Source organism: Pseudosulfitobacter koreensis (assembly GCF_024733015.1).
Classification (GTDB): Bacteria; Pseudomonadota; Alphaproteobacteria; order Rhodobacterales; family Rhodobacteraceae; genus Pseudosulfitobacter; species Pseudosulfitobacter koreensis.
In genome coordinates, this window is the sequence record NZ_JANKJG010000006.1 from 26,306 (window position 1) to 53,201 (window position 26,896).

General features: G+C 63.1%; 28 protein-coding genes and 1 riboswitch. Of the genes, 11 read left to right on the top strand and 17 right to left on the bottom strand.

Annotated elements, in window-relative coordinates:
• Positions 1–58 precede the first annotated feature (58 nt).
• From NTA49_RS09555 to ade, 4 genes are all read right to left on the bottom strand, one after another.
• Positions 59–928: a DMT family transporter gene (locus tag NTA49_RS09555; protein WP_258294511.1), complete on the bottom strand. Its 870-nt coding sequence runs from the start codon at positions 926–928 to the stop codon at positions 59–61.
• Positions 929–1,091: 163 nt separating this feature from the next.
• On the bottom strand, positions 1,092–1,379 hold the full coding sequence (locus NTA49_RS09560; RefSeq protein WP_261368242.1) for an HU family DNA-binding protein: 288 nt from the start codon (positions 1,377–1,379) through the stop codon (positions 1,092–1,094).
• Positions 1,380–1,530: 151 nt separating this feature from the next.
• Positions 1,531–2,994: an AMP nucleosidase gene (locus NTA49_RS09565; RefSeq protein WP_258294514.1), complete on the bottom strand. Its 1,464-nt coding sequence runs from the start codon at positions 2,992–2,994 to the stop codon at positions 1,531–1,533.
• Positions 2,991–4,793 (bottom strand): adenine deaminase, encoded by a 1,803-nt coding sequence (gene ade, locus NTA49_RS09570; protein WP_258294515.1) that lies wholly within the window; start codon positions 4,791–4,793, stop codon positions 2,991–2,993. The genes NTA49_RS09565 and ade overlap by 4 nt, the downstream gene beginning before the upstream one ends.
• A gap of 86 nt (positions 4,794–4,879) precedes the next feature.
• On the opposite strand from ade, the gene NTA49_RS09575 reads away from it, so the two are divergent.
• Positions 4,880–5,317 carry a VOC family protein gene (locus NTA49_RS09575; RefSeq protein ID WP_258294516.1) on the top strand — a complete coding sequence of 146 codons (438 nt, stop codon included), beginning with the start codon at positions 4,880–4,882 and terminating at the stop codon, positions 5,315–5,317.
• Here NTA49_RS09575 and NTA49_RS09580 read toward each other — a convergent pair.
• Positions 5,269–6,189 (bottom strand): LysR substrate-binding domain-containing protein, encoded by a 921-nt coding sequence (locus NTA49_RS09580; RefSeq protein ID WP_258294517.1) that lies wholly within the window; start codon positions 6,187–6,189, stop codon positions 5,269–5,271. The two genes, NTA49_RS09575 and NTA49_RS09580, sit on opposite strands and share 49 nt — an antisense overlap.
• 105 nt (positions 6,190–6,294) lie before the next feature.
• Here NTA49_RS09580 and NTA49_RS09585 point away from each other — a divergent pair, with 105 nt between their 5' ends.
• The 4 genes from NTA49_RS09585 to NTA49_RS09600 all read left to right on the top strand — a co-directional run bounded on the left by NTA49_RS09585 (position 6,295) and on the right by NTA49_RS09600 (position 11,097).
• Positions 6,295–7,047 carry a class II aldolase and adducin N-terminal domain-containing protein gene (locus NTA49_RS09585; protein ID WP_258294518.1) on the top strand — a complete coding sequence of 251 codons (753 nt, stop codon included), beginning with the start codon at positions 6,295–6,297 and terminating at the stop codon, positions 7,045–7,047.
• A 15-nt stretch (positions 7,048–7,062) separates the two neighbouring features.
• Positions 7,063–8,223, top strand: a complete 1,161-nt coding sequence (locus tag NTA49_RS09590) for an acyl-CoA dehydrogenase family protein (protein WP_258294519.1) — start codon at positions 7,063–7,065, stop codon at positions 8,221–8,223.
• 75 nt (positions 8,224–8,298) lie between these two features.
• Positions 8,299–10,314, top strand: coding sequence for an acetate--CoA ligase family protein (locus NTA49_RS09595; protein WP_258294520.1), 2,016 nt, complete (start codon positions 8,299–8,301; stop codon positions 10,312–10,314).
• 3 nt (positions 10,315–10,317) lie between these two features.
• Entirely contained in the window at positions 10,318–11,097 is a 780-nt protein-coding gene (locus tag NTA49_RS09600) for a carnitinyl-CoA dehydratase (protein WP_258294521.1), read from the top strand.
• Here the strand turns inward: NTA49_RS09600 and NTA49_RS09605 are convergent.
• On the bottom strand, positions 11,094–11,720 hold the full coding sequence (locus tag NTA49_RS09605) for a class I SAM-dependent DNA methyltransferase (protein WP_258294522.1): 627 nt from the start codon (positions 11,718–11,720) through the stop codon (positions 11,094–11,096). The two genes, NTA49_RS09600 and NTA49_RS09605, sit on opposite strands and share 4 nt — an antisense overlap.
• Positions 11,721–11,795: 75 nt before the next feature.
• Between NTA49_RS09605 and NTA49_RS09610 the strand changes: the two genes are divergently transcribed.
• Together NTA49_RS09610 and NTA49_RS09615 are read left to right on the top strand one after the other, a co-directional pair.
• Complete coding sequence (locus tag NTA49_RS09610) at positions 11,796–12,650, top strand: SDR family oxidoreductase (RefSeq protein ID WP_258294523.1); 855 nt, start codon at positions 11,796–11,798, stop codon at positions 12,648–12,650.
• 9 nt (positions 12,651–12,659) lie between these two features.
• The gene (locus tag NTA49_RS09615; protein WP_258294524.1) at positions 12,660–13,247 is read left to right on the top strand and encodes an exopolysaccharide biosynthesis protein; all 588 of its coding nucleotides are present in this window, start codon (positions 12,660–12,662) and stop codon (positions 13,245–13,247) included.
• A 7-nt stretch (positions 13,248–13,254) separates the two neighbouring features.
• Here the strand turns inward: NTA49_RS09615 and dxs are convergent, their stop codons facing one another.
• From dxs to NTA49_RS09640, 5 genes are all read right to left on the bottom strand, one after another.
• A complete protein-coding gene (gene dxs, locus NTA49_RS09620; protein ID WP_258294525.1) occupies positions 13,255–15,183 on the bottom strand; it encodes a 1-deoxy-D-xylulose-5-phosphate synthase in 1,929 nt (642 codons plus the stop codon).
• Between the two features lie 14 nt (positions 15,184–15,197).
• Positions 15,198–16,058 carry a polyprenyl synthetase family protein gene (locus tag NTA49_RS09625; RefSeq protein ID WP_258294526.1) on the bottom strand — a complete coding sequence of 287 codons (861 nt, stop codon included), beginning with the start codon at positions 16,056–16,058 and terminating at the stop codon, positions 15,198–15,200.
• 5 nt (positions 16,059–16,063) lie between these two features.
• Entirely contained in the window at positions 16,064–16,306 is a 243-nt protein-coding gene (locus tag NTA49_RS09630) for an exodeoxyribonuclease VII small subunit (RefSeq protein ID WP_258294527.1), read from the bottom strand.
• Between the two features lie 96 nt (positions 16,307–16,402).
• Positions 16,403–17,104 carry a response regulator gene (locus NTA49_RS09635; RefSeq protein WP_258294528.1) on the bottom strand — a complete coding sequence of 234 codons (702 nt, stop codon included), beginning with the start codon at positions 17,102–17,104 and terminating at the stop codon, positions 16,403–16,405.
• Positions 17,101–17,613 (bottom strand): MarR family winged helix-turn-helix transcriptional regulator, encoded by a 513-nt coding sequence (locus NTA49_RS09640; protein ID WP_258294529.1) that lies wholly within the window; start codon positions 17,611–17,613, stop codon positions 17,101–17,103. The genes NTA49_RS09635 and NTA49_RS09640 overlap by 4 nt, the downstream gene beginning before the upstream one ends.
• Before the next feature lie 159 nt (positions 17,614–17,772).
• Here NTA49_RS09640 and NTA49_RS09645 point away from each other — a divergent pair, with 159 nt between their 5' ends.
• Positions 17,773–18,642: a branched-chain amino acid aminotransferase gene (locus tag NTA49_RS09645; RefSeq protein ID WP_258294530.1), complete on the top strand. Its 870-nt coding sequence runs from the start codon at positions 17,773–17,775 to the stop codon at positions 18,640–18,642.
• A 130-nt stretch (positions 18,643–18,772) separates the two neighbouring features.
• On the opposite strand, the gene NTA49_RS09650 is transcribed toward NTA49_RS09645, so the two are convergent.
• From NTA49_RS09650 to aroC, 5 genes are all read right to left on the bottom strand, one after another.
• Complete coding sequence (locus tag NTA49_RS09650) at positions 18,773–19,726, bottom strand: cyclase family protein (RefSeq protein ID WP_258294531.1); 954 nt, start codon at positions 19,724–19,726, stop codon at positions 18,773–18,775.
• Positions 19,727–19,812: 86 nt separating this feature from the next.
• A complete protein-coding gene (gene cobO / locus NTA49_RS09655) occupies positions 19,813–20,406 on the bottom strand; it encodes a cob(I)yrinic acid a,c-diamide adenosyltransferase (protein WP_258294532.1) in 594 nt (197 codons plus the stop codon).
• 3 nt (positions 20,407–20,409) lie between these two features.
• A complete protein-coding gene (locus NTA49_RS09660) occupies positions 20,410–21,351 on the bottom strand; it encodes a DMT family transporter (protein WP_258294533.1) in 942 nt (313 codons plus the stop codon).
• 38 nt (positions 21,352–21,389) lie between these two features.
• Positions 21,390–21,764, bottom strand: coding sequence for a hypothetical protein (locus tag NTA49_RS09665; RefSeq protein WP_258294534.1), 375 nt, complete (start codon positions 21,762–21,764; stop codon positions 21,390–21,392).
• Positions 21,765–21,863: 99 nt separating this feature from the next.
• On the bottom strand, positions 21,864–22,979 hold the full coding sequence (gene aroC / locus NTA49_RS09670; protein ID WP_258294695.1) for a chorismate synthase: 1,116 nt from the start codon (positions 22,977–22,979) through the stop codon (positions 21,864–21,866).
• Between the two features lie 123 nt (positions 22,980–23,102).
• Positions 23,103–23,204: riboswitch (TPP riboswitch) on the top strand.
• A gap of 37 nt (positions 23,205–23,241) precedes the next feature.
• On the opposite strand from aroC, the gene thiB reads away from it, so the two are divergent.
• The 3 genes from thiB to NTA49_RS09685 are packed head-to-tail and all read left to right on the top strand — an operon-like array spanning position 23,242 to position 26,439.
• Entirely contained in the window at positions 23,242–24,228 is a 987-nt protein-coding gene (thiB, locus tag NTA49_RS09675) for a thiamine ABC transporter substrate binding subunit (RefSeq protein ID WP_258294535.1), read from the top strand.
• Positions 24,204–25,763 (top strand): thiamine/thiamine pyrophosphate ABC transporter permease ThiP, encoded by a 1,560-nt coding sequence (locus NTA49_RS09680; protein WP_258294536.1) that lies wholly within the window; start codon positions 24,204–24,206, stop codon positions 25,761–25,763. Before thiB ends, NTA49_RS09680 begins: the two co-directional genes overlap by 25 nt.
• On the top strand, positions 25,747–26,439 hold the full coding sequence (locus NTA49_RS09685) for a thiamine ABC transporter ATP-binding protein (protein ID WP_332844285.1): 693 nt from the start codon (positions 25,747–25,749) through the stop codon (positions 26,437–26,439). The genes NTA49_RS09680 and NTA49_RS09685 overlap by 17 nt, the downstream gene beginning before the upstream one ends.
• Here the strand turns inward: NTA49_RS09685 and NTA49_RS09690 are convergent.
• Positions 26,436–26,882 carry a 6,7-dimethyl-8-ribityllumazine synthase gene (locus NTA49_RS09690; protein WP_258294538.1) on the bottom strand — a complete coding sequence of 149 codons (447 nt, stop codon included), beginning with the start codon at positions 26,880–26,882 and terminating at the stop codon, positions 26,436–26,438. The two genes, NTA49_RS09685 and NTA49_RS09690, sit on opposite strands and share 4 nt — an antisense overlap.
• Positions 26,883–26,896: the final 14 nt, after the last annotated feature.

Here is a 26,896-nt window from a genome sequence, read left to right on the forward strand (position 1 = left end):
CTTCCCCTACCTAACGGTCAGGCGTCGCGCGCTTCAACGTTGATGCGCCCCATCGGGGTCAGGTTTTCGCCGCGCGTGACAGTTGTACCGCAAGAATGCCCAATCCGATGACAACGACGCCCAGGATATCATGCGGCCCCAGCTGTTCGCCCAGCAACAGCGCCGCGATAGCCACGCCGAAAAACGGATTGAGAAAGTGGAACGTCGCCGCCTTGACCGCGCCGATGCGCTGGACCAGCGTGAACCAGATGTAGGTGGCCAGCAGACCGGGGGCAAGCACGGTATAGGTGAAGGCCATCGCCAGTTCCGGCGTCGGGTTCACACGAACGGTTTCAGTCAGGGCTGACGCCACGGCCAGAACACCCGCGCCCACAAACATCTGCAGGCCCACGACCATCATCAGGTTGCCGCCCGAAGACGCCCCGCGCATCGACAGGGTGGCCACCGTCAGCGAAGCTGCGGCGACGATACACAGCGCCAGCCCGCGCAGATCCACGCCCGCCTCGATCCGGGCCCACATGATGATGATCACACCGGCGATCCCCATCAGCAGCCCGATCACGCCGACGAACGGCAGCCGGTCGCGAAACACGATCCAGCCCGCCGCCGCGACCATCAGCGGCATGGTCGACGCGATGATCGACGCCAGCGACGCCTGAATGGTCTGCATCGCGACAAAATTCAGACCCAGATAGATCGCGTTCTGGCACAGGCCGAACACGAGCGTCGCGCGCCACTGGTCCCGCGTCAGGTTCCACGTCTGGCCCATCATCCGCGCGATTGCGACGCCGATCAGCCCGGAGATAAAGAACCGCAGCGCCAGCGAAGCCAGCGGCGAGGCGTCCGCGACGATGATCCGCGCCGAGGTGAAAGCCGACGACCAGATCAGGGCGAATATGACGCCCATCAAAATTGCCTTGATATCCATGTGGGGGAAGCGGTCCTGAGGTTGTCTTTTGCCGCGACCCTTTAGCAATTGAGACCCCAAGGCAAGACGCGGGCACAATAATGCCAAATGCCGCGTGGAGGGCCGAAACGACAAAGGGCCGCCCCTGGGGCGACCCTTTGCATGTATCACGTCGCGGTCAGGATCAGCCGTTGACGCTGTCTTTCAGCGCTTTGGCGATTGTCATTTTGACAACCTTGTCGGCTTCTTTCTTGAACTGCTCGCCGGTCGCAGGGTTGCGCACCATACGCTCGGGGCGCTCGCGGCAATAGATCTTGCCGACGCCGGGCAGGGTGACGGCGCCGCCGCCGGACACTTCACGTGTGATCAGCGTGCAAACGGCGTCGAGCGCTGTGCCTGCGGATTTCTTGTCTGTCCCCATTTCCTCGGCCAGTGCGGCGACGAGTTGAGTCTTTGTCATCGGTTTTGCCATTTTATGGTCTCCTTCGTCCGCCCGAATTATAGGGCCTCATGCCCGTAGAGTAACGGAATGTTGTATATGAACACAACGAATAGTGGTCCAAGACAAGCGTTAATCGTGCATTTCCCGCTTATTTTCGTTGATTTACCCCTGATTTGGCCGCTCAGAGGAAGGCTGTCTCGTCGAAAGACCGTAATTTGCGGCTGTGGATACGTTCCAGCGGCATCTTCCGCAACCGCTCCATCGCCCGAATTCCGATCATCAGATGGCGTTGAACCTGCGTGGTATAGAACTCTGATGCCATGCCGGGCAGCTTCAATTCGCCATGAAGCGGCTTGTCAGAGACACACAGCAAGGTGCCATATGGCACGCGGAACCGGTATCCATTGGCAGCGATCGTCGCACTTTCCATATCCAGTGCAACGGCCCGCGATTGCGACAACCGGGCCACCGGGCCCGACTGGTCGCGCAGTTCCCAGTTGCGGTTGTCGATGGTGGCCACGGTGCCGGTGCGCATGATCCGCTTCAGTTCGAACCCTTCCAGTGCCGTCACCTCGCCCACCGCCTGTTCCAGCGCGATCTGGATTTCCGCCAGCGCCGGGATCGGTATCCACACCGGCAGATCGTCGTCCAGCACGTGATCCTCGCGCAGATAGGCGTGCGCCAGGACGAAATCGCCCAAGGCTTGCGAGTTGCGCAGCCCCGCACAGTGCCCGACCATCAGCCAGGCATGCGGACGCAGCACCGCGATGTGGTCGGTCGCCGTCTTGGCGTTGGACGGTCCGACGCCGATGTTGACCAGAGTGATACCGCCGCCATCCTTGCGTTTGAGGTGATAGGTCGGCATCTGCGGCATCTTCACCGGATCGGCCAGCGGCTGATCGCCTGCAGTGATCGTCGCGTTCCCGGTCGAGACGAAGGCGGAATAGCCGCTGTCGGGGTCATCCAGCTGCGCGCGGGCGAATGCCTCGAACTCGGACACGTAGAACTGGTAGTTGGTGAACAGCACGAAGTTCTGGAAATGCTCGGCGTCGGTTGCGGTGTAATGCGCCAGCCGCGCCAGCGAATAGTCGATGCGCTGGGCGGTGAACGGGGCCAGCGGGCCGACACCGTCGCTGGACGCATAGGTGCCGTTCACGATGTCGTCGTTGGTGGTCGAAAGGTCCGGCACGTCAAATACATCGCGCAGGGTAAAGTTGGCGGCCCCCTGTTGCGGCACCTGAATCGCCGCGTCAGAGCCGACGGCAAAGTGCACCGGCATCGGCGTGTTCGACGCGCCGATGTGCACCGGCTGTCCGTGGTTTTCGATCAGCAAGCTGATCTGCTGGATCAGATAGTTGCGAAACAGGTCGGGCCGCGTGATCGTGGCTGCATAGGCACCGGGGTTCGGCACATGGCCAAAGCTGAGGCGGGTGTCGATCTGCGCAAAGCTCAGGGTGGTCACGCGAACCTCTGGGTAAAAGGCGCGCACACGGGCATCGGGGGCACCTTCCGCCATCGCTTGGAGGAACTGGGTCCGCAGGAAATCGGTGGCGGCTGTATAAAGCTCTTGAAGATAGTCCACGGCAGCCGTCGCATCGGTAAAGGTGCGCGGGTGGCCATCGTCCGGTGTCAGGATACGTGTCATGTATGTGTCTCTATCACTGGCTTGAATTCAAAGGTACGCACATCGACAAGGCCAAGGTCCGAGATGCGCAGTTCGGGGATCACCACCAGAGCCAGCAGCGAATGCTGCATGTAGGCGTTGTTCAGCGTGCAGCCGCAGGCGCGCATCGCGTCCATCATCGCATCGGCCTTGGCGGCAACCTCGCGGGCGGGGCTGTCGGACATCAGGCCCGCAATCGGCAGATCGACCAGCGCCAGTTCGGCACCGTCCTTGAACACGGTGATGCCGCCGCCGACCTCGCGCAGACGGTTGGCGGCCAGCGCCATGTTGTCGGCGTCTGTGCCCACCACGATCATGTGGTGACTGTCATGCGCCACGGTCGAGGCCATCGCCATCTGTCCCTGATAGCCAAAGCCCGAGACGAAGGCATTGACCACGCCCCCCGTCGCCTGATGCCGCTCGACCAATGCGATCTGGCACACCTCGCCGGTGGCCTGAACGCGGCCCTCGGTCACGGGCAGCTTGAATTGCAGCGCCTTGGTGGGTGCTTGGTTTTCCACCACGCCGATCACATTGGCGGTAACGGCGTTGGCACCCTTCGGGGCCGCGATGCGGAAATCGTCAGCGCTCAGGTCGCGCGCCATGTTCACGGTCTGCCGTGCGCTTTCGGGCCAGTTGTAATGCGGACAGTCGACGGTGATTTCACCGTTGACAGAGACTGTTTTTCCGCGCGCAATCACATGCTCGATGGGCAGCGTCCGCAGATCCGAGGTCAGGATCACATCGGCCCGCCGTCCGGGCGTCAGCGATCCGATCTCGCGCTCAAGCCCAAAATGCGTCGCGGTGTTGATCGTCGCCATCTGCAAGGCCACCAGCGGATCGCATCCACAGTCGATGGCATGGCGCACCACGCGGTTCATATGCCCGTCGTTCACCAAAGTGCCGGAATGGCAATCGTCGGTGCACAGGATCATGTTGCGCGGGTCCAGACCCTTTTCAGTGATCGCGGTGATCTGGCTCTGGACATCGTACCAGGCACTGCCCAGCCGGATCATCGACCGCATCCCCTGCCGCATCCGCGCGATTGCGTCCGCCACGCAGGTGCCTTCGTGATCGTCCGCAGGGCCGCCCGCCACATAACCTGCGAACGCGGGCCCCAGATCGGGCGAGGCATAGTGCCCGCCCACGGTTTTGCCCGCGCGCTGGGTCGCCGCGATCTCGGCCAGCATCTTGGGATCGGCATTGCTGACACCGGGAAAGTTCATCATCTCGCCCAAGCCGATAATACCGGGCCAGCCCATCGCCTCTGCTACGTCCTCGGGTGATATCTCGAAGCCGGTGGTTTCCATGCCCGGCGCGCTGGGCGCGCAGCTGGGCATCTGGGTGAAGATGTTCACGGGCTGCAACTGCGCCTCGTCGTGCATCATCCGCACGCCTTCCAGTCCCAGCACATTGGCAATCTCGTGCGGGTCGGTGAACATGCTGGTGGTGCCATGCGGGATCACGGCACGGGCGAATTCCGCCGGGGTCAGCATGCCGCTTTCGATGTGCATGTGCGCGTCGCACAAGCCTGGGATCATATAGCGGCCATTGGCCTCGATCACTTCCGTTTCAGGGCCAGTGCAATAGTCGGCATCGGGCATCACACAGGCAATACGACCGTGAGTGATGGCAATGTCGTGGCTGTCCAGCACCTCGCGGGTGTGCACGTTCACCCATTTGCCGCCCTTGATGACGGTCTGCGCAGGGGTGCGGCCCGTGGCCACGGCGATCAGATCGGCGGCCACATCGGGCCACGAGGGAAAGGGGGTGTGTTCCATGCCCCATTTGTTCCAAAGTCACTGGTGGGTGCAAGGGGCTGCGTTCGCATTCTTGAAAACGTCACGAAACCCGCGCATCCTGTGCCATGGACTACGAAACCGTCACTCCCGAAAAGTTTGGCCGCAGCCTGCGCGGTCTTGGGCTGAACCTGTTGGTGCGGGATGTGCGCACGCACGTGGCCTTTCTTGAGACTGTTTTCGAGATGCAGGCACACCGCGTTTCGAGTGATTTCGCGATCCTGACCTATGGCGATCAGGTATTCCAGTTGCACAGCGATGGCACTTATCATGCGAACCCGCTGCTGGGGCTTCTGCCCGAGAACCCGCCGCGCGGCGCTGGGCTGGAAATCAGGCTCTACCAAACCGATCCCGACGCTGCCGCCCTGCGCGCCGAAGCTGCGGGGGCCACGGTGCTGCAAGCGCCCACCGATAAACCCCACGGTCTGCGCGAGGCGTATATCCTGTGCGCCGATGGCTATGCCTGGGTGCCGTCATGCCCCATTTCAGAGCCTGACAAGGGGTAATCTGCGGCCATCTCCGACTTGATCCATGCGGCAAAGGCCTGCGCCTGCGCATTGTCCTCGGCCTGCGGTACGATGCAGAGGTAATAGGCCTCGTGCATCTGCACAGCGCCCTCAAATGGCCGCACCAGCCGGCCCGCATCCAACGCCAGCCGCGCGGCACAATCATGGGCCATGGCCAGACCCGCACCTGCTTCGGCGGCAGCAAGGGCAGTTGCCAGAACCTGCGCGTGGGTGACGCGAGGCCCCTTTTGCGGGCGCAGGTCGGTGCCTTCGGCCCAGGCGTGCCATGTGGTCAGCATCGCGGTGCAATAGAACAGCCGATGGCGGGCGATATCCTCAAGTGTCACCTGATAGTCCGGTGCGCAGACCGGATAGAACCTGTCCCATGTCAGCCGCGTGGCGGGACGATCCCTTGGGGGAGCCATCAGAAATCTGATCTCGATGTCGGCCATGTCGCCCCGCTCCATCGGGTCCCAGATCGCTGTGTTGATCTGCAGATGCAGATCGGGATGGCGGGCATAGAGACGTGGCAGGCGCGGCGCCAGCCAGCAGGTGGCAAAGGTCAGGTTGCACTGCACCTGAAGCGCGTCGCGGGCATCGCCGTCAACCAGCATCCGCGTGCCCCGGCTGAGGGTCTGGAACGCGTCGCGCACCACGGGCAGGTAGTTCAACCCCGTCACTGTCAGTTCCAACGCGCGGGGGCGGCGATAGAACAGCGGCTGACCCAAGTAGCCCTCAAGCGATTTGATCTGTTGGCTGACAGCACTTTGCGTCATGTTCAACTCGCCCGCCGCGGCGGTGAACGACAGATGCCGCGCGGCGGCCTCGAAGGCGCGAAGCTGGTTCAGTGGGGGCAGGGCGCGGGTATTCATAAACCAGCCATTAGCATTGCTTATCCCATAACAACAGTTTTTTCGTTGGCCAACTGACGGCACCCCCGCCACTCTGTGCCAAACCAACAACCGGAGAGCCGCCCCATGTCTGTCAGCCAGCTTCGCCCGAATATGGACCACATGCAGGAGCGCGTGGACCTTGCCGCCGCATTCCGCTGGACCGCGCGCCTGAACCTGCACGAGGGCGTCGCCAACCACTTTTCGCTGGCGGTGAACGAGGCTGGAACCAAGTTCCTGATGAACCCTAACCAGATGCATTTCTCGCGGATCAAGGCGTCGGACCTGATCGAAATGGATGCCAACGACACCGACAGCATGGTGGGGGTCGATGCGGACCCGACGGCCTGGGGTCTGCATGGCGGCATTCACCGTCATTGCCCCCATGCACGCTGCGCGATGCATGTGCATTCGATCCACGCCACGGTCCTGGCATCGCTTGCCGACAGTCGCCTGCCGCCGATCGACCAGAACTGCGCGACTTTCTTCAACCGCTATGTGATCGACGACGGCTATAACGGGCTGGCCTTCGAGGATGAGGGCGAACGCTGCGCGCGGCTGTTCGACGACCCGAAGAAGAAGGTCATGATCATGGGCAACCACGGTGTGATGATCATTGGTGATACGGTCGCGGAAACCTTTAACAGGCTCTACTATTTCGAGCGCGCTGCCGAAACTTACATCCGCGCGCTGCAAACGGGACAGCCGCTGCGGGTGCTGCCGGACGAGGTCGCGGAAAAGACCGCGCAGGAGATCGAGGATTACCCCGAGCAGGACCTGCGCCACTTGGCAGAATTGAAATCCATTCTGGACGAAGAAGGCTCGAACTACGCGAGCTGATAGGGAAACATGCACATGATTTATGGTCTGACGGACGAGCAGACGATGATTGCGGACACGGTGCGCAGTTTCGTCGAGCGCGAGATCTACCCGCACGAACAGCTGGTCGAACGTACCGGTGAAGTGCCGGTCGAGATTGCGCAGGAGATCAAGAAAAAGACACTGGACCTGGGATTCTACGCCTGCAACTTTCCCGAGAGCGTTGGCTGTGCCGGGCTGAACCACGTCGAATTCGCGCTGGTCGAGCGTGAATTGGGGCGCGGGTCGATGGCGCTGAACCACTTTTTCGGGCGGCCCCAGAACATCCTGATGGCCTGCGAGGGCGAACAGATCGACCGCTATTTGATGCCCGCCGTGCGCGGCGAACGCATGGACGCGCTTGCGATGACTGAACCGGGTGCCGGATCGGATGTGCGCGGCATGAAGTGCAACGCCGTGCGCGATGGCGGCGATTGGGTGGTGAACGGGACCAAACATTTCATCTCGGGCGCGGATCATGCCGACTTTATCATCGTGTTCATCGCCACGGGCGAGGATCAGACGCCAAAAGGGCCTAAGAAGCGGATTACAGCATTTCTGGTGGATCGCGGCACGCCGGGTTTCACGATCCGCGACGGCTATAAATCGGTGTCGCACCGGGGCTACAAGAACATGATCCTGGATTTCGACGATTGTCGTTTGCCCGACGCGCAGGTGCTGGGCGAGGTGCACGGCGGTTTCGAAGTGATGAACACCTGGCTTTATGCGACGCGGATCACCGTGGCGACGATGTCGGTGGGCCGTGCCCGCCGGGTGTTCGACTATGCGCTGAATTATGCCGCCGAGCGGGAACAGTTCGGCCAGAAGATCGGCAAGTTTCAAGGCGTGTCGTTCCAGATTGCCGATATGATCACCGAGATCGACGCCGCCGATCTGCTGACGCTGGCCAGTGCCGACCGGCTGGACAAGGGGCTGCCTGCGAACCGCGAGATCGCCTCGGCGAAGCTTTACGCCAGCGAGATGCTGGCGCGGGTGACTGACGCCGCGATCCAGATCCATGGCGGCATGGGGCTGATGGACGATTATCCGCTGGAACGGTTCTGGCGCGATGCGCGGGTCGAGCGGATCTGGGACGGCACCAGCGAAATCCAGCGCCACATCATCAGCCGCGAGCTTTTGCGTGCCCTGGGCGCATAGAGGGGGGCCAGCCCCCCGGCCTGCGGCCTCACCCCGGGATATTTTTGGCCAAAAGAAGCGATTGGACTGCACGTTATGACGCGTGATCTTTCGCGGTTGTTGCGGCCCCGTTCGATTGCTGTGGTCGGCGGCGGGGCGTGGTGTGCGCAGGTGGTGAAACAGACCCTGCTTATGGGGTATCCGGGCGCGGTTCACATCGTGCATCCCAAGGGCATCGTGGTCGAGGGGATCGCGTCCGTGCCGATGGTCGAGGATTTGCCGCAGGTGCCCGATGCCGTGTTTATCGGTGTCAATCGGCATGTCGCGATTGACGTGATCGGTCGGCTTGCGCGCATGGGTGCAGGGGGCGCTGTCTGCTTTGCGTCGGGCTTTGCCGAAGCGGCGGCGGAGGATGCGGACGGACTGAACCTGCAGGCGCAACTGGTTGTGGCAGCGGGCAAAATGCCCTTTTTAGGGCCGAATTGCTATGGCTATGTCAACGCGCTGGATGGGGCACTGTTGTGGCCCGATCAGCATGGATGTGCGCGGGTCGAAAGAGGCGTGGCGATCCTGACGCAAAGCTCGAACATCGCGATCAACCTGACGATGCAGCTGCGCGGGTTGCCGATTGCCTATACCGTTGCCTGCGGAAACATGGCGCAGACATCGCAGGCCGAGATTGCGCTGGGTCTGCTGGATGACCCGCGCGTAACCGCCATCGGGCTGCATGTCGAAGGGTTCGGCGATACGGGTGCCTGGCACCGGCTGGCCCTGCGCGCGGCCGAGCGTGGGGTTCCGCTGATCGCATTGAAGGTTGGCGCGTCGGAACAAGCGCAGCGGGCGACGGTTTCGCATACGGCGTCCCTGGCGGGTGGTGATGCGGGGGCGGCGGCATTGCTGAAGAGGTTGGGTATCGGGCGCGTGCGTGACCTGCCGACCTTTGTCGAGACGCTGAAGCTGTTGCACGTCGTGGGGCCACTGGACGCGCCCACGCTGTCTTCAATCAGCTGTTCGGGAGGCGAGGCCAGTCTGGCGGCGGACACGGCACACGGGCGCGGCGTGTCGTTTCCGGGACTGACGCAGGGACAACACGGTGCACTGGCGGCGGCTCTGGGGCCTATGGTCGCGCTGTCGAACCCGTTGGATTACAACACCTATATCTGGCGCGATGCGGATGCGATGGCGCGCGCCTGGGCGCCCATGGCGGCAGAGCATATCGGGCTGACCCTGCTGATCGTGGACTATCCGCACACGGATGCGACGGATTGGGAATGCGCGACGCTGGCCGCGTTGCAGGTGCGCGCGCAGACCGGGCGACCCGTGGCGATGGTGGCGACCCTGCCCGAACTGATGCCAAAAGACGTTGCACAGAGACTGATTGACGGCCGCGTCGTGCCGATGAACGGGCTGACAGAGGCCATTGCCGCCGCCGATGTAGCGGCGCATTTGCAGCTGCCTGTCGCGCGGCCCCCCCTGCCACCGGGCATGGCGCGGGGGGGCGCCGTGCTTATGGAATACGAGGCCAAGGCGGCGCTGGCGGAACATGGGCTGGATGTTCCCAAATCCGTCACTGTTTTGGGAAAAACTGCGTCTGGCCTCGACGGTTTGACGCCGCCCTTTGCCGTCAAGGGCCTGGGCCTTGCGCATAAGACCGAGGCGGGTGCCGTGCTTTTGAACATAGCTGTGGAAGACGTCCCGCAGGCGCTGGCGGATCTGCCCGGTACGGGTTCAATGATCGAAGAGATGGTTTCGGGCGGCGTCGCCGAATTGCTGGTGGGCGTCACGCGCGACCCTGCACATGGGTTCGTGCTGACAATCGGTGCGGGTGGAGTGCTCACCGAGCTGCTGGAAGACACGGTTTCCCTGCTGGTGCCATCTGACGAGATTGCGGTAATACAGGCTCTGACACAGTTGAAATGCGCCGCTTTGCTGGACGGATACCGCGGCAAACCCGCGGCCGATCGCGACAGCATCGTAGACGCGATCATGGCGGTGCAATCCTATGTGATTGCGCAGGCCGATGCGATCAGCGAGGTTGAAGTCAATCCGCTGATTTGTACCCCGACGCGCGCTGTTGCTGCCGACGCGCTGATCAGAATTGCAAAGGACTGACAGATGGACCCGATCAAGACCCGCCGCGAAGACGGCATTCTGCACGTGACGCTGGACCGCCCCAAGGCCAACGCGATTGATCTGGCGACCAGCCGGATCATGGGCGATGTGTTCGCCGATTTCCGCGATGATCCCGACCTGCGCGTGGCGATCCTTACCGGCGGGGGGGGCAAGTTCTTTTGCCCCGGCTGGGACCTGAAGGCCGCAGCCGACGGCGACGAGGTGGATGCAGATTATGGTGTGGGCGGCTTTGGCGGCTTGCAGGAACTGCGCGGGCTGAACAAGCCGGTGATCGCCGCGGTGAACGGCATCTGCTGCGGCGGCGGGCTGGAACTGGCACTGAGCGCCGATATGATCCTGGCGGCGGACCATGCGCAATTTGCCTTGCCCGAAATCCGGTCGGGCACCGTGGCGGATGCCGCCAGCGTCAAGCTGCCAAAGCGTATTCCCTATCATATCGCGATGGAGCTGCTGCTGACCGGGCGCTGGTTCGACGCGGAGGAGGCGCACCGTTGGGGGATCGTGAACGAGGTGTTGCCGGGGGATGCACTGGCCGACCGAGCATGGGACCTGGCGCGCGTGCTCGCGTCGGGGCCGCCGCTGGTCTATGCCGCAATCAAAGAGATCGTGCGCGATGCCGAGGACGCAAAGTTTCAGGATGCGATGAACCGGATCACCGGGCGGCAACTGCCGACTGTCGATGCGCTTTATGCGTCGGAGGATCAGCTGGAGGGGGCGAAAGCCTTTGCCGAGAAGCGTGATCCGGTCTGGAAGGGGCGCTAACGCTTGATCCAGCTGGCGATGCAGGCGCGGTCCTGGGCGTGGTCGCCTGTGGTGCCGGGGGCGTAGATCGGCACATCGGTCAGCGTCAGACCTTGGATATCAGGCTCTAACGCTGACAGTTTGCCCTTGAACCCCTGCGCGGCAAAGTGCTGTGCATTGATCGACAGCGTGATGCGCCCGCCAGAGCTTGCCACCCGCATCACCTCGTCCAGCGCCTCTGGTCCGACATGGCCGGTGGTGAACGTGCCGCTGCTGACGACGCCCGCATAGGTTTCGTCGGCCACGTCGAGACCCCGCAGGATGTCCCCGGTGAAAAGTGTGCGGTAAATTTTCTTGCCGCGCGCGACCTCCAGCATTTCGGGCGCGATGTCCGTGGCATCGACGGGCGTTATGCCATGGGCCGTCAGTGCCGCACCGCACAGGCCGGTGCCTGCGCCCACGTCCAGAACTGGGCCTGAACCGCCTTGTTCGGCAAAGAGCGACGCGACTTGCAGATGCAGGACATATCCCGTGGCCTCGGCAAATCCGGCGTCGTAGGTTTCGGCCCAGCGGGCGTAAAGCCGTCTGGAATCTTCCGGCGTTTGCAGGGCGTAGGCGGCGGACAGGTTCGGGTCATCGGTCATGGGGCCATGTTCACGTGTTGCGCTGCGCGGTTCAAGGGGCTTGAACGTGGCGTCCGGGCGGGGCACCTATGGCGGATGAACAAGACATTGCTTTCCTTCGGACACGGCTATTCGGCGCGCGCATTGGCTGCGGTGCTGATACCCCAAGGCTGGCGGGTGATCGGCACCACGCGCAGCGCGGACAAGGCGCAAGAGATTTTGCGCACGGGCGTCGAGCCGTTGGTCTGGCCAGATGGGGATGATGTGTTGCCCGTATTGGATGCCGCTTCGCATCTGCTGATCTCGGCGGGGCCCGGGCCAGAAGGTGATCCGGTGCTGAACGCTCTGCATGGTGCGATTGCGGCGCGGGCTGCCGATCTGCGCTGGGTCGGCTATCTGTCGACCACCGGCGTTTACGGCGACCATGACGGCGATTGGGTCGACGAATATACGCCGCTGAACCCCACCACGGAGCGGGGCCAGTTGCGCAAGGATGCCGAAGCGGCGTGGCGTGCGATCCCCGATCTGCCGCTGCATATTTTCCGTCTCGCGGGCATCTATGGCCCCGGACGCGGACCGTTCGAAAAGGTGCGCCAGGGCACGGCGCGGCGGATCATCAAGGAAGGTCAGGTGTTCTCGCGCACCCACGTCGAGGATATCGCACAGGTGCTGGCCGCGTCGATTGCGCAGCCTGCGCCCGGAACCGCCTATAACGTCTGCGATGACGATCCCGCCCCGCCGCAAGAGGTGATTGCCTATGCGGCGACGTTGCTGGGGTTGCCTGTGCCGCCCGCCGTTCCGATTGAAGAGGCCGAGATGTCGCCGATGGCGCGCAGTTTCTATGCCGAAAGCAAGCGGGTGCGGAACGATCGGATAAAGGATGCGTTGGGTGTCAGGCTGCGTTACCCTACCTACCGCGAAGGACTTGCCGCCCTTTTGAACAAGGGCTGAACCCGCACCATGTCGATACATAATGACAAGACGCTGACGCATCTGCTGGATGCGATTGACGAGGCTGCGGCGGGCGATGTGGTGTCGGTGCGCGATGTCCTGCGGGCAATTGGCGACCGATCAATCATGCCGCTGGTTCTGGCGGTGTCGATCCTGATCGTTTCGCCCCTGTCGGGCATTCCGACGGTGCCGACGCTGTCTTCGCTGATCTTGCTGGTGCTGATGGGGCAGGCGATGGGGCGGCACCGGCGGCTGTGGTTGCCCGACATTCTTTTGCGGCGCGAAATGCCGACGCATCGGGTGCAGACGGCGACGGGCTGGCTGCGCAGGCCCTGCGCATGGCTGGATGCTCATGCGCGGCCCCGGCTTCGGGTGCTGACCTCGGGCGTGCTGCGGCCCCTGACCCTGCTGGTGTGCATGGCCGTGGCTGCGACCATGCCGTTTCTGGAAATCCTGCCTTTCGTGTCGTCGTTCAGCGCCGGTGCCATCGCGATGATCGCCTTTGGCGTGCTGACGCGCGACGGGCTCTGGGTGCTTGCAGGCTATGTGCAGGTCGCGGTGCTGGTCTGCATCGCGGTGTGGATCTGGCCCAGCTAGACCCTGTTCAGGCCCGTTCCGCGTCGATCCGAGACACGCCAAGCACGTCCAGAACCTTGGCCTCGATGTCCTTGGCGCTCAGCCGGGCGGTCGCGTACATGTCAGCGGGGCTCGACTGGTCGATGAACGTGTCGGGCAGCACCATCGAGCGGTATTTCAGACCCTCGTCGAAAACGCCCTCTTCAGCCAGCAGCTGCGCCACGTGGCTGCCGAAACCGCCGACTGCACCCTCCTCTATGGTGATCAGCGCCTCGTGATCGGCCGCCAGTTGCAGGATCAGAGCGCGGTCCAGCGGCTTGGCAAACCGGGCGTCGGCCACGGTCGGGGTGATCCCCTTGGCCTGCAGGCTCTCGCAGGCGGCTTCGACCTCGCTTAGCCGGGTGCCGAACGACAGGATCGCGACACGCCCGCCTTCGCGGATCATGCGGCCCTTGCCGATTTCCAGCGGGGTGCCGCGCTCGGGCATCTCGACGCCGGTGCCTTCACCGCGCGGGAAACGAAACGCGATGGGCCCGTCGTCATGCGCGGCGGCGGTGGCGACCATATGCGCAAGCTCTGCCTCGTCTGCGGCGGCCATCACCACGAAACCGGGCAGGTTGGCCAGAAAGGCCACGTCAAATGCACCTGCATGCGTCGCACCATCGGCCCCGACCAGCCCCGCACGGTCGATGGCAAAGCGCACCGGCAGACGCTGGATCGCCACGTCGTGCACGACCTGATCGTAACCGCGTTGCAGAAAGGTGGAATACATCGTGCAGAACGGTTTCATCCCGCCCGCAGCCAACGCCGCCGAGAAGGTCACGCCATGCTGTTCGGCAATGCCCACGTCGAAACAGCGGCTGGGATAGCGTTCGGCAAAGAGGTTCAGGCCGGTCCCATCGGGCATCGCCGCCGTGATCGCGCAAATCTTGTCGTCGTCGGCTGCCTCTTTCATCAGATGCTGGGCAAAGACGTTGGTGTAGCTGGGCGCGTTGCTGGGGGCTTTTTTCTGCTCGCCGGTGATCACATCGAATTTGGCGCGGGCATGGCCGCGGTCGGCAGATTCCTCGGCAGGGGCATAGCCCTTGCCCTTCTTGGTCAGCACGTGGATCAGGATCGGGCCGGTTGCCCGCGCCTTGACCGTGCGCAGGACGGGCAGCAACTGGTCCATGTCGTGCCCATCAATGGGGCCCAGATAGGAAAAGCCGAGTTGTTCAAACAATGTGCCGCCGACGGCCATCCCCTTGAGGATATCCTTGGCGCGCCGCGCACCTTCGCGGAAGGGATGCGGCAGCAGGCTTACGGCGCCTTTGGCCGCGGCCTTGAACTCTTGAAACGGTTCTTCTGCGTACAGGCGAGACAGATAGGACGACATCGCGCCCACCGGCGGGGCAATGGACATTTCATTGTCGTTCAGGATCACGATCAGCCGTTTGCCCAGATCGCCCGCGTTGTTCATCGCCTCATAGGCCATGCCGGCGCTCATGCTGCCGTCGCCGATCACCGCGATGGCGTCGCCCAGCCCCTCGGGCGTCACGCCGCCCAGATCGCGCGCCACGGCAAAACCGAGGGCAGCACTGATCGAAGTGCTGGAATGCGCCGCGCCGAACGGGTCATAGGGGGATTCGCTGCGCTTGGTGAACCCTGACAGCCCGTCCTTTTGGCGCAGGGTGCGGATGCGGTCGCGGCGTTCTGTCAGGATCTTGTGCGGATAGCACTGGTGCCCCACGTCCCACACGATCTTGTCGCGGGGTGTGTCGAAAACGGCGTGCAGGGCGACGGTCAGTTCGACCACGCCCAAACCCGCGCCCAGATGCCCGCCGGTGACCGACACCGCCGAGACGGTCTCGTGGCGCACCTCGTCGGCCAACTGCCATAGCTGCTCGTCGCTGAGACGCTTCATGTCAGCGGGGCGCTGGATGGTGTCCAGCAGGGGGGTCTTGGGGCGGTCCGTCATATCGCGGCCTTCTGTCATTTCTCGCGGCGGATGACAAATGCGGCGGCGTCGCGCAGCACTTGGGCTTCCGGTCCATATGTATCTAGGGCATCGCAGGCGGATTGCACCAATTCGGAGGCGCGTCTTTGCGCACCGTCGAGGCCCAGCAGCGACACGAAGGTGGCTTTCCCGGCGTCGGCATCCTTGCGCGTCGCCTTGCCCACGGTGGTGGCGTCGCCGGTCACGTCCAGCACATCATCGGCGATCTGAAACGCCAGCCCCAGCGCTCGCGCATAGGTGCGCAGCGGTGTCGGATCGGCCTGCGCCATGCGGGCTCCGGCGCAGGCCGACCATTCGATCAGCGCGCCGGTCTTGCCGTGTTGCAGGTATTCGATCTGCTCCAGTGTCAGCGGCACCTGCGCGGTTTCGGCGGCAATGTCCAAGGCCTGACCCAGAACCATGCCCCGTTGCCCGGCGGCCAGTGCCAGCGTGTGCGCCAGATCTGCGCGGGCGGGGCCAACGTCGGTGTGGGTGACCAGCTCGAAGCTGAGCGCATGCAGCGCGTCGCCTGCCAGAATGGCGGTGGCCTCGTCCCATTTCACATGCACGGTTAGCTGACCGCGCCGCAGATCGTCATCGTCCATCGACGGCAGATCGTCATGCACCAGCGAATAGGCGTGCATCGCCTCGATCCCGGTGGCGGGCCAGAGCGCAGCGGCAGGGTCCACCCCGTGCAACCGCGCCGACTCCAGCACCAGAAAGCCGCGCAGCCGCTTGCCGCCCCTGGTGGCATGGGCCATTGCGTCGGTTACGGGCACATCGTCCAGACTGCCCAAAACCGTGTCGAACTGCGATTGGATCTGCGTTGCGGCCTGTGCCAGCCGGGCGGAAAACATCCGTCTTACTGGATGTCGACGGGCGCGGTGCCGGTGGGATTGCCGTCGCTGTCCAGCGTGATGGCGGCGACTTTTTCCTCGGCTTCCTTCAGCTTGGCCTCGCAGCGGGCTTTCAGCGCAGCCCCACGTTCATAGAGCGTGATCGACTGGTCAAGTGCCACGTCGCCGCGTTCCAGCTGGCCCAGAACCTGCTCAAGCTCGGCCATGGCCTGTTCAAAGCTCATTTCGTTCACGGGGGTATCAGTCATTGCGCCGGGCCTCATATCATTTCAACGCGCAGCATAGCGGCCTTCGCCAGCCGATGCCAGACGGGCGGCTGGCAGTTTTTGCGCAGTTTCGCCTGTCTAATCCGGGGCCAGCATGTAACCCGCACCTCGCACGGTCTGCAGGTAACGCGGCTGTTTTGGATCACTTTCCAGCTTGCGACGAAGGCGGGTGATCTGCACGTCGACGGCGCGTTCTTGTGCCTGCCCGCGGTCACGCCCCAGTTCCTCGACCAGTTTGGCACGACTGATCGGGTTGCCAGGCTGGGCCGAAAAGATCTTCATCAACAACATCTCGGTGCCGGTCAGACGCACGATGTCCTGGCCCTGCCACATCTCGCCGCGTTCCAGATCATAGCGGATGTCGCCCAGATGCAGGATCTTGGGAATACTATCGGCAGCGGGTGTTTCCGGCATACGCCGCAGCACCGCGTTGATGCGCAGCAGCAGCTCCTTGGGCTCGAAAGGTTTGGGCAGGTAGTCGTCCGCGCCAGCCTCGAACCCTTCGATGCGCGCATCGGTCTCGCCCCGCGCGGTCAGCAGCAGGATCGGCGTCGTCTTGGTCTCGCGCAGCGAGCGGCACAGGCTGAGGCCGTCTTCGCCGGGCATCATCACGTCCAGCACGATCAAGTCAAAGTCGAGACCCGTCAGGATGCGCCGTGCGTGTTGTGCGTCACGCGCGGCTGTCACCAGGAACCCGTTGCGGATCAGAAACTTCTGCAAAAGTGTGCGGATGCGTTCATCATCGTCAACGACCAGCAGGTGCGCGTCAAAATCGCTCATGCGCCCTGTTCCTTGAGCCGGGCATAGGCGCGGCGCATTTCGGGGTCCATCATCGCTTCGAGCACGCGGCGAAAGCCGCCCACGGCATCCGGGCCTGCCTCGCGGAAGGCGGTGCGCATGCGGGCGCGCTGGGCATCGGAAAGCTTCTGTTCCAGCGCGCGTCCCTCGTCGGTCAGATAGAGATGGCGTTCGCGCTTGTCGCTGTGCCCAATGCGGCTTTCGACCAGCCCGTCAGCGATCAGGGTGCGCAGCACGCGGTTCAGCGATTGCTTGGTCACGCCCAGGATGTTCAGCAGATTGTTCACCGTGGTCCCCGGCGCGCGGTTGATGAAGTGCACTGCCCGGTGGTGCGCGCGTCCATACTCCAGATCCGTCAGAATACGGTCGGGATCTGCCGTAAACCCGCGATAGGCAAAGAACATCGCTTCGATACCCTGCCGCAATTGTTCGTCCGTCAGGAACAGCAGGCTTTCGCCCCCCAGACCCGCGCCCATGCCGGTGTCGCGCATATTTTGTGCCTCATTCGTCTTTTGGTAGCAATCAGCTTACGTCAGTGTTGTTGACATTCCAATAGTCAAGGGCTATCGAATCTCAGGTTTTGCGCAATAAAGTGTCCGTACCGGTCATAGCTGCGCAATATTAGGAAAACAAATTAAAAGGATATGGCGATGTCTGGCGCATATGATGATCGTGACGGCAAGATCTGGATGGATGGTAAACTGATCGAATGGCGCGATGCAAATGTCCATATTCTGACGCACGCGCTGCATTATGCGTCCTCGGTCTTTGAAGGCGAGCGGTGCTATGATGGCAAGGTGTTCAAGAGCCGCGAACATTCGGAGCGTCTGCTGAAATCGGGCGAGCTGATGGACATGGCGATCCCCTATACTGTGGACGAGATCGAGGCGGCCAAGCGCGCGACGCTGGATGCCAACGGTCTGACCAATGCCTATCTGCGCGTCGTGGCGTTTCGCGGTGCAGGCCCGGACATGGGTGTCGCCGCATCGCGCAACCCGATCCGCATGGCGGTAACCGCCTGGGAGTGGGGCAACTATTACGGCGACGCCAAGATGAAGGGCGCCAAGCTGGACATCGCCAAATGGAAACGCCCCAGCCCCGAAACCATCCCCGTCGCGGCCAAGGCTGCGGGGCTCTACATGATCTGCACGATGTCCAAGCACGCCGCCGAAGCGAAGGGCTGCTCGGATGCCATGTTCCTGGATTATCGCGGCTACGTTGCCGAGGCGACAGGCGCCAACATCTTCTTCGTCAAGGACGGAGAAGTGCACACGCCGCTGGCGGATTCGATCCTGAACGGGCTGACACGCCAGACCGTCATCGGCATGCTGAAAGACCGCCAGATCAAGGTACATGAACGCCACATCATGCCCGAAGAGCTGGAAGGGTTCGAGCAGTGCTTTTTGACCGGATCGGCGGCGGAAGTGACGCCCGTGGGGCAGATCGGCGACTATAACTTCGAGGTCGGCGCGCTGACGCGGGACGTCTCGGAAGGGTACGAGAAGCTGGTGCGCAGCTGATTGCCAAGGGGGCTGCGCCACGCTTTTGATTATGGGGGCGCTGCCCCCGGCACTTCGTGCCTCCCCCGGAGTTTAAGGGGCAAGATGAAGATGCGGGCGCGGGGGCAACATATCCCCGCGCCCGATTGGTTCAGTAGAGGGCGACGGGGTTGATCATCGCCTGAACGGTGCCGCGGATGCGGGCCTGCCCCAGAACGAACATGAATTCGTTCACGCCATCATCCAGGATCGGCCCGGTGTTCATCGTCTCAAGGATGTAGATGCCGTTCTGTTTCAGCAAGATGACGTGGCCGTAGAAGGTGCCGTCGCCTTCGATGGCGGGCACCGCTTCAAGGCCCCAGGTGTCAGCGCCCACGGCCATCGGGTCCAGCGAGGCGACATAGTCCGCGCCTTCATTGGTCAAGCCCGGTTCGCCCGAAACCCAGGCGGTGGGGTCCTGTTCGAACATGCCTTGGGTCCAGCCTGTGTGAAACAGCATGATGTCACCAGCATTAAAGCTGAGGTTCTGCGCTTCCATAGCGGCCTTGATGTCCTCAGAGCCAAAGCCCTGACCTGCTTCCATCACATCGGTGCCAAAATGCTTGGCCATGTCCACGATTACCGCGCGCGCGACCATTGGCGGCACATCGTGGGTACCCAGCTTGGTCAGGCCGGTCAGAACGCTGATCTCTTTTTCGTCGAGACAGTTGTAGTACAGCCCTTCCTCGCCCAGATGGCCGAGGCCATCCAGCTGCGAGCCGATCCCGACCCAAGTGTGCAGGATGTCGTCATTGTAGTTACCGGGATAGCCGAATGCCTCCAGCTTGACCCCGCCCTGCTGGTTCGGTTGTACCACCTGCAAACTCAGAGTTCGCGGCGCAAAGGCCGGAGTCTGGGCGTCGATGGTGATGCCCAAAGGCACCGATTTGCCCTGTTTGATAAGCTTGGCCGCGTCCAGGGTGCGTTCGGTGCTGACGTGGTTGGCAGATCCGATGGTGTCTTCCGCGCCCCATTTGGACGGGGCACAGTCGGAATGGGTTTCCGCAATTGCGGTCGTTGCTGAAAAGGCAAGCGCGACAATCGCGCAGGTGATTTTTGTGGTCATTGTAATTCCTCCCTTGAACGTCACCGGAATCGCGTGACGCAAGGGAAGCTTACCACAGGTAGCAGATTGCAGCGGGTAACGCGGCGTCAGAAATCCAAGCCGCGCTGCGCCTTGATGCCCGACTTGAAGGGGTGTTTCACTTCGGTCATGTCGCTGACCAGATCGGCATAGTCCATAAGCTCGGGTTTGGCATCGCGTCCGGTCAGGATCACGCTGGTGCGGTCGCTGCGCGCCTTCAGCCCGTCGATCACTTCGGAGACGTCCAGGTAATCGTAGCGCAGCGCAATGTTGATTTCATCCAGCAGGACCAGATCATAGTCGCCCGACTGCATCATGTCGCAGGCCTTGGCGTAAGCGGCGGTGGCGGCGGCGATGTCACGGTCGCGGTCCTGGGTGTCCCAGGTAAAACCCTCGCCCATTGTGTGCCATGTCACCTCGGGCAGTTTCTTGAAGAACTGGCGTTCGCCGGTGATCCACTTGCCCTTGATGAACTGGACCACGCCCACGGTCTTGCCCCAGCCCAATGCGCGGATGGCGACACCGAAGGCCGAGGACGATTTGCCCTTGCCGTTGCCGGTGTGCACCAGGATCAGCCCGCGACCGGGATCTTCGGCCCGGGCGATCTTTTCGCGGTGCTTGGTCTGGACATCCTGCATCTTGGATTTGTGGTCGTCTGTCATGTTCTAGCCTTTCGGATCGGTCACGGCGCGCGCGCGGCCACGCTCGAGACCCAGTTGACGTTCGCGCCAGATGATCAGCACACCGCCGGTAACGACCAGCGCGGCACCGGCCACCGTGGACCATGTGGGAATTTCACCGAAGATCGCAAAGCCGATCGCGGTTGCAAAGATAAGCGAAGCATAGTCGAAGGGCGCCAGCATTGACGCAGCCCCGAAGCGAAAGGCGCTGGTCATCAGGATCTGGGCGACGCCGCCGATGAACCCGGCCCCGATCAGCAGCCCAAGGTTCAGGGGCGAAGGCATCACCCAGCCAAAGGGAATTGTCAGCAGCGACAGCGCCGTGGCGGTGATCGAGAAATAGAACACGATGGCGGCGGTGTGTTCGGTCATCACCAGCCGGCGGATGTGGATCTGCACCAGACCGCGCACCAGTGACGCCCCGAGAATGGCAAGCACGCCCATCGTCGCCGCCTGGCTGAGGTTGCCCGGTCCCAGCGTCAGGTTCGGCCAGATCACGATCAAAACGCCCACCAGACCAAGGCCCACCGCCGTCATGCGGATCGCGCGGACTTTTTCGCCCAGCATGAAGATTGCAAGTACCACGGTGAACATCGGGGTCGCATAGCCGATTGCGGTCACTTCGGGCAGGGGCAGCAGGCCCAGACCCATGAACGTCAGCGTCATCGCGGCGGTGCCGAACAATCCGCGCCAGACATGGCCCATGGGGTTCTTGGTCGACAGGCCATGGCGCAATTCGCCCGTTTGCCACAGCCACAGAAGGATGACAGGGATGCAAAAGAACGACCGGAAAAAGACCGCCTCGCCCGAGGGGACCTCTTGTACCGCGACCTTGATCATCGCGGACATGACCATAAAGAGGAACACTGCCAGCAGCTTGAGCGTGACAGCAGTTCCGGGACGGTTTTCGGTCAAGGGCAACGGCATGCGCCACCCTTGATCCGTCAGCCGTCAACTTGCAAGTGTCAGTTTATCTTTGCGATTGCCAGTGCGGTGCCGTCCGCGGGGTTCCAGATCCAGACTTCGTTATAGTCCGAGACGTTGAAGGTGCTGCCTGCGGAATAGTCTTGCGACCCTTCCGCGGATTGCAATGCGCCCATGTCCGTTCCGGCGTCAAAATTGCCGTTCCGGCCCAGACCCACATGGGCCGCTTCGGCGCCTTCCAGTTTGAAATCACGCATCAGCGATACGCCTGCGCTGGTCACAACGACCACGCCGCTGGCGCTTGCGCCGTTCTGGCCTTGAAACGTGCCTTCACGTCCCTTGTCCTGTGCCATCGCAGGCAATGCGGGCAGCAGCAGGGAAATCAGACACGCGGTGATAATAAAACGTCGGTTCATGATGCATCCTTTCGACACACCACAGATGTAATACGCGCCGGGCAGAATCCAAAGGGGCGCGCAGAGTTCCTTGGGTATGTGACATTTCAGCCGATCTGCTCAGCCGATCTGGCCACGGTTCTCGCCGATCTGCCCACCGACCTGACCACGATGCAGCAGCATGTGGTCCAGTATCACGCAGGCCATCATCGCCTCGCCTACGGGAACGGCGCGGATGCCGACGCAGGGATCGTGGCGGCCCTTGGTGATGATCTCGGTCTCGGCGCCGGCCTTGGTGATCGTCTTGCGGGTCTTGAGGATCGAAGACGTCGGTTTCACCGCGAAACGCACCACAATGTCCTGTCCGGTACTGATGCCCCCCAGAATGCCGCCCGCGTGATTGCTGGAGTAGGAGGGCTTGCCGTCATTGCCCATGAAAATCTCGTCGGCGTTCAGCTCTCCGGTCAGCATCGCGGCGGACATGCCTTCGCCGATCTCGACGCCCTTGACGGCGTTGATCGACATCATCGCTGCGGCCAGATCCGTATCCAGCTTGCCATAGACCGGCGCGCCGAGGCCCGCAGGCACGCCGCGCGCGACCACTTCGATCACGGCACCCACGCTGCTGCCGGACTTGCGCAGATCGTCCAGATATTCGGCCCAGTCGCTGGCCGCCTGTGCGTCTGGGGCCCAGAACGGGTTCTGCTCGATCTGATCCCAGTCGAACCGGCTACGGTCAATCTCGTGGGCGCCCATGCGGGTCATGTATCCGTTGATCTGCACGTCGGGCGCCAGTGCCCGGATCGCTTCGCGCGCCAGACCGCCCGCCGCGACGCGTGATGCGGTTTCGCGGGCAGACGACCGGCCACCGCCACGATAGTCGCGGATGCCGTATTTCTGCCAATAGGTGATGTCGGCATGACCGGGGCGGAACTTGTCCATGATGTCGCCATAGTCTTTCGACCGCTGGTCGGTGTTCTCGATCATCAGCTGGACGGGCGTGCCAGTGGTCTGGCCTTCGAACACGCCGGACAGGATACGCACCTCGTCAGCCTCGCGACGCTGTGTCGTGTATTTGTTCTGGCCCGGTTTGCGGCGGTCCAGCCAATGCTGGATCATCGCGGCATCCACCGGCACGCCGGGGGGGCAGCCATCGACAGTCGCACCCAGGGCGGGCCCGTGGCTTTCGCCCCAGGTGGTGACACGGAAGAGGTGGCCAAAGCTGTTGATCGACATCGCGGTCTCCTTTGGCCCAAGGCCATAGCGGGCCGGGCGCATCGGCTCAAGGGTGATTGGAAGCCGCACGGCCCGCGCCAATCTGATTTCGCCTTGCCTCTGCACGCCGCACGCCCTAGCTGTTGTGACACCTCGGGGGGCCATAGCGGCTGAGATGCGAATGATCGCGGACCCGTTGAACCTGAACCGGTTAACACCGGCGGAGGGAAGGTCTGGATACATCTCCACGCTTTGCCCTTTCGCCAGCAAATTGGAGACTGCCATGAAGCCGATCCACCTTGCAGCGGGAGTTCTTGCAGCAACCGTTGCCACCACAGCGCAGGCCCAGATGCCTGTTCTGACCGTCTATACCTACGACAGCTTTGTGTCCGACTGGGGCCCCGGCCCGGTGATCGAGAAGGCCTTTGAGGAAGTCTGCGCTTGCGATCTCCAATTCGTGGGCACAGGCGATGGTGCGGCACTGCTGGCCCGGATCAAGCTGGAAGGTGCCCGCTCGGACGCCGATGTGGTGCTGGGGCTGGACACCAATCTAACCGCTGCGGCGGCCGAGACCGGCCTGTTCGCGCCGCATTCCGTCGATGTCGCCTATGACGTGCCGATGGAATGGAGCGATCCAAACTTCGTGCCTTTCGACTGGGGGTATTTCGCCTTTGTTCACGGGGAAGGCATCACGCCGCCGGCGAACTTTCGCGAACTGGCCGACAGCGATCTGAAGATCGTCATTCAGGACCCGCGTTCGTCCACGCCGGGTCTGGGCCTGCTGATGTGGGTCAAGACCGCCTATGGCGACGAGGCCCCTGCGATCTGGGAAGGCCTTGCCGACAATATCGTCACGGTGACCAAAGGCTGGTCGGAATCCTATGGCCTGTTCCTTGAGGGCGAGGCCGACATGGCGCTGTCGTACACAACCTCGCCCGCCTATCACCTGATCGCGGAAGAGGACGGCTCCAAGCAGGCCGCCGCCTTCGACGAGGGGCACTATCTGCAGGTCGAAGTTGCGGGCAAGCTCGCGGCGAGCGATCAGCCAGAACTGGCGGACAGGTTCCTGGAATTCATGGTGACCGATGCGTTCCAGTCGGCCATTCCCACGACCAACTGGATGTATCCTGCAGTGACACCCAAGGACGGTCTGCCTGAAGGGTTCGAGACGTTGATCACGCCCGAAACGGCGCTGCTGGTTCCGTCCGAAGATGCGCCCGCCCTGCGGGATGAGGCCTTGCAGGAATGGCTGCAAGCCCTCTCCAGATAAGCCGCGCAGGCGGTATCGGTGCCGCGACGCTGGTCGTGGCACTGATCGCGTCGGCGCTGGGTGCTGTGGCATGGCGGGCCGAGGGGGCGTTTTCTCTTGGGCCCGCCGATTGGGCCGCGGTGCGCTTTACCCTTTGGCAGGCGTTGTGGTCGGCGGTGATCTCGGTCGCGCTGGCGGTTCCGGTGGCGCGCGCACTGGCGCGACGTCGTTTTGTGGGGCGCGGCGTGCTGATCGCGCTGCTGGGCGCGCCATTCATCCTGCCGGTGATCGTCGCGGTCTTGGGGCTTCTCGCGGTCTTCGGACGTGGCGGCTGGGTCAACCAGCTTTTCGGGTTTTTGGGGATCGCGCCGCTGTCGATCTACGGTCTGGGCGGCGTGCTGCTGGCCCATGTGTTTTTCAACCTGCCGCTGGCGACGCGCCTGATCCTGCAAGGCTGGCAAAGCATTCCGGCAGAGCGGTTCCGGCTGGCCGCACAGCTTGGCCTTGGACCGCGCACCGTGTTTCGGGTGCTGGAATGGCCTGTGCTGTTGCGTGTGGTGCCGGGCGCGCTGGCGCTGATCTTTGTGATCTGTCTGGCCAGTTTTGCCGTCGCGCTGACGCTGGGCGGGGGGCCAAGGGCCACCACGATTGAACTCGCGATCTACCAAGCGTTTCTGTTCGATTTCGACCTGGGGCGCGCGGCGGTCCTGTCGCTGATGCAATTGGGTCTTGCGGGCGGGGCTGCGGCGCTGGCGCTTTGGCTGGTGCCGCAGGTGTCGTTAACGGGCGGTATGGGCCGGACGGTGCGCCGCTGGGATGCGCCGCAGGGCGCACTTCGCTGGCTGGACGCAGTGCTGATCGGGCTGGCGGCGGGGTTCCTGCTGGTGCCTTTGGTCTCTGTCGTGCTGTCCGGCCTACCGGGACTCGCGGCGCTGCCCAAAGAGGTGTTTCGCGCCGCATGGTCGTCGGTCTGGGTATCGTCGCTCAGCGTTTGTGTCCTGCTGGCACTGGCCCTGCCCATGGCGGGATGGATCGGCACCAGCCGAAGCGGCGGGATCGAGGCGGCGGGCCTCCTGGGATTTGCCGCGTCACCGCTGATGATCGGCACGGGATGGTTCATCCTGATCTATCCCTTTGCCGCGCCCGCCTCGCTGGCGCTGCCGGTGACGGCGCTGGTCAACGCTCTGATGGCGCTGCCCTTTGCGCTGCGCGTGCTGGTGCCGGGGGTCCGCGACGTGGTTGCGTCCCAAGGGCGCTTGAGCGCTGCACTGGGTCTGCGCGGTTGGCGGCTGTGGGCCTGGGTGATCCTGCCGGGGCTGCGCCCGCAGATCGGGTTTGCCGCAGGGCTGGCGGCGGCGCTGTCGATGGGCGATCTGGGGGTCATCGCGCTCTTTGCCGATCAGGACCGTGCCACACTGCCCTTGCAGATGTACCGCCTGATGGGTGCCTATCAGATGGAGGCGGCGGCAGGCGCTGCGCTGTTGTTGATTATCCTCGCCTTTGGGGCGTTCTGGATCTGTGATGCCTGGGGGCGACGTGGTGCTGTATCTGAATGATGTGCTGATTGCGCTGGGCGATTTCACCCTGCGCGCCGATCTGTCGGTGCCAGCGGGGCGCAAGGTGGCGATCATCGGGCCGTCGGGTGCAGGGAAATCGACGCTGGTGGGCGCTGTTGCGGGGTTCGTGCCGCTGGCGCAGGGGACGGTGACGATGCAGGGGCGCGACATCACCCATGCAGCACCGGATCAGCGCGGCATGGCGATGCTGTTCCAGGATGGCAACCTGTTCCCGCATCTGACGACGGCACAGAACGTCGGGCTGGGCCTGCGCCCGGCGCTGCGGCTGACGGCGGATGAACAGAGCCAGGTGCGCGACGCCTTGGCGCGTGTCGGTCTGGCCGGGTTCGAGGATCGCAAACCCGCCAACCTGTCGGGCGGTCAGCAAAGCCGCGCGGCATTGGCGCGGATGCTGGTGCAGGGCAAGCCACTGATGTTGCTGGACGAACCCTTTGCGGCCCTTGGCCCCGCGCTACGGGATGAAATGCTGGATCTGGTCGCCAAGGTCGCGGCAGATACGGGCGCTGCGGTGCTGATGGTCACCCACGCGCCGCAGGACGTGCGCCGCTTTGCCGACGATGTGATCTTTGTCGATGCAGGCACAGCCCATGCGCCACAGGCGGCAGGGGCCCTGATGGACAACCCGCCGCCTGCGTTGAAATCCTATCTGGGCTAGGCCGCCGCCACCGCGCGCAGACTGCCGCGTGCCTTGAGGATGCCCAAGGCGGCATGTGCAGCCTCGCGCCCCTTGGTCACGAAGTGATCGCCATAGATCGTCATATGGTGATCGGTTTCTTGAAAATGGTGCGGTGTCAGCGAGACCGACAGCACCGGAACCCCAGTGTCCAGCCCTGCGCGCATCAACCCGTCGACCACGGCGCTGGCAACGAAATCGTGGCGATATATACCGCCATCCACCACCAAGGCCGCGCAAACAACTGCGTCGTAGCGCCCCGTCGCCGCCAGGTCGCGCGCCATCAGCGGCATCTCGAACGCGCCCGGCACGTCGATCACGTCGATCTGGGCGCGCGGAATGATCTCCGAAAATCCGTCCAGCGCACGGTCGACGATATCGGCGTGCCAACGGGCCTGAACATAAGCAATGCGGGTGTGTGTCATGGTGTAATCTCCTA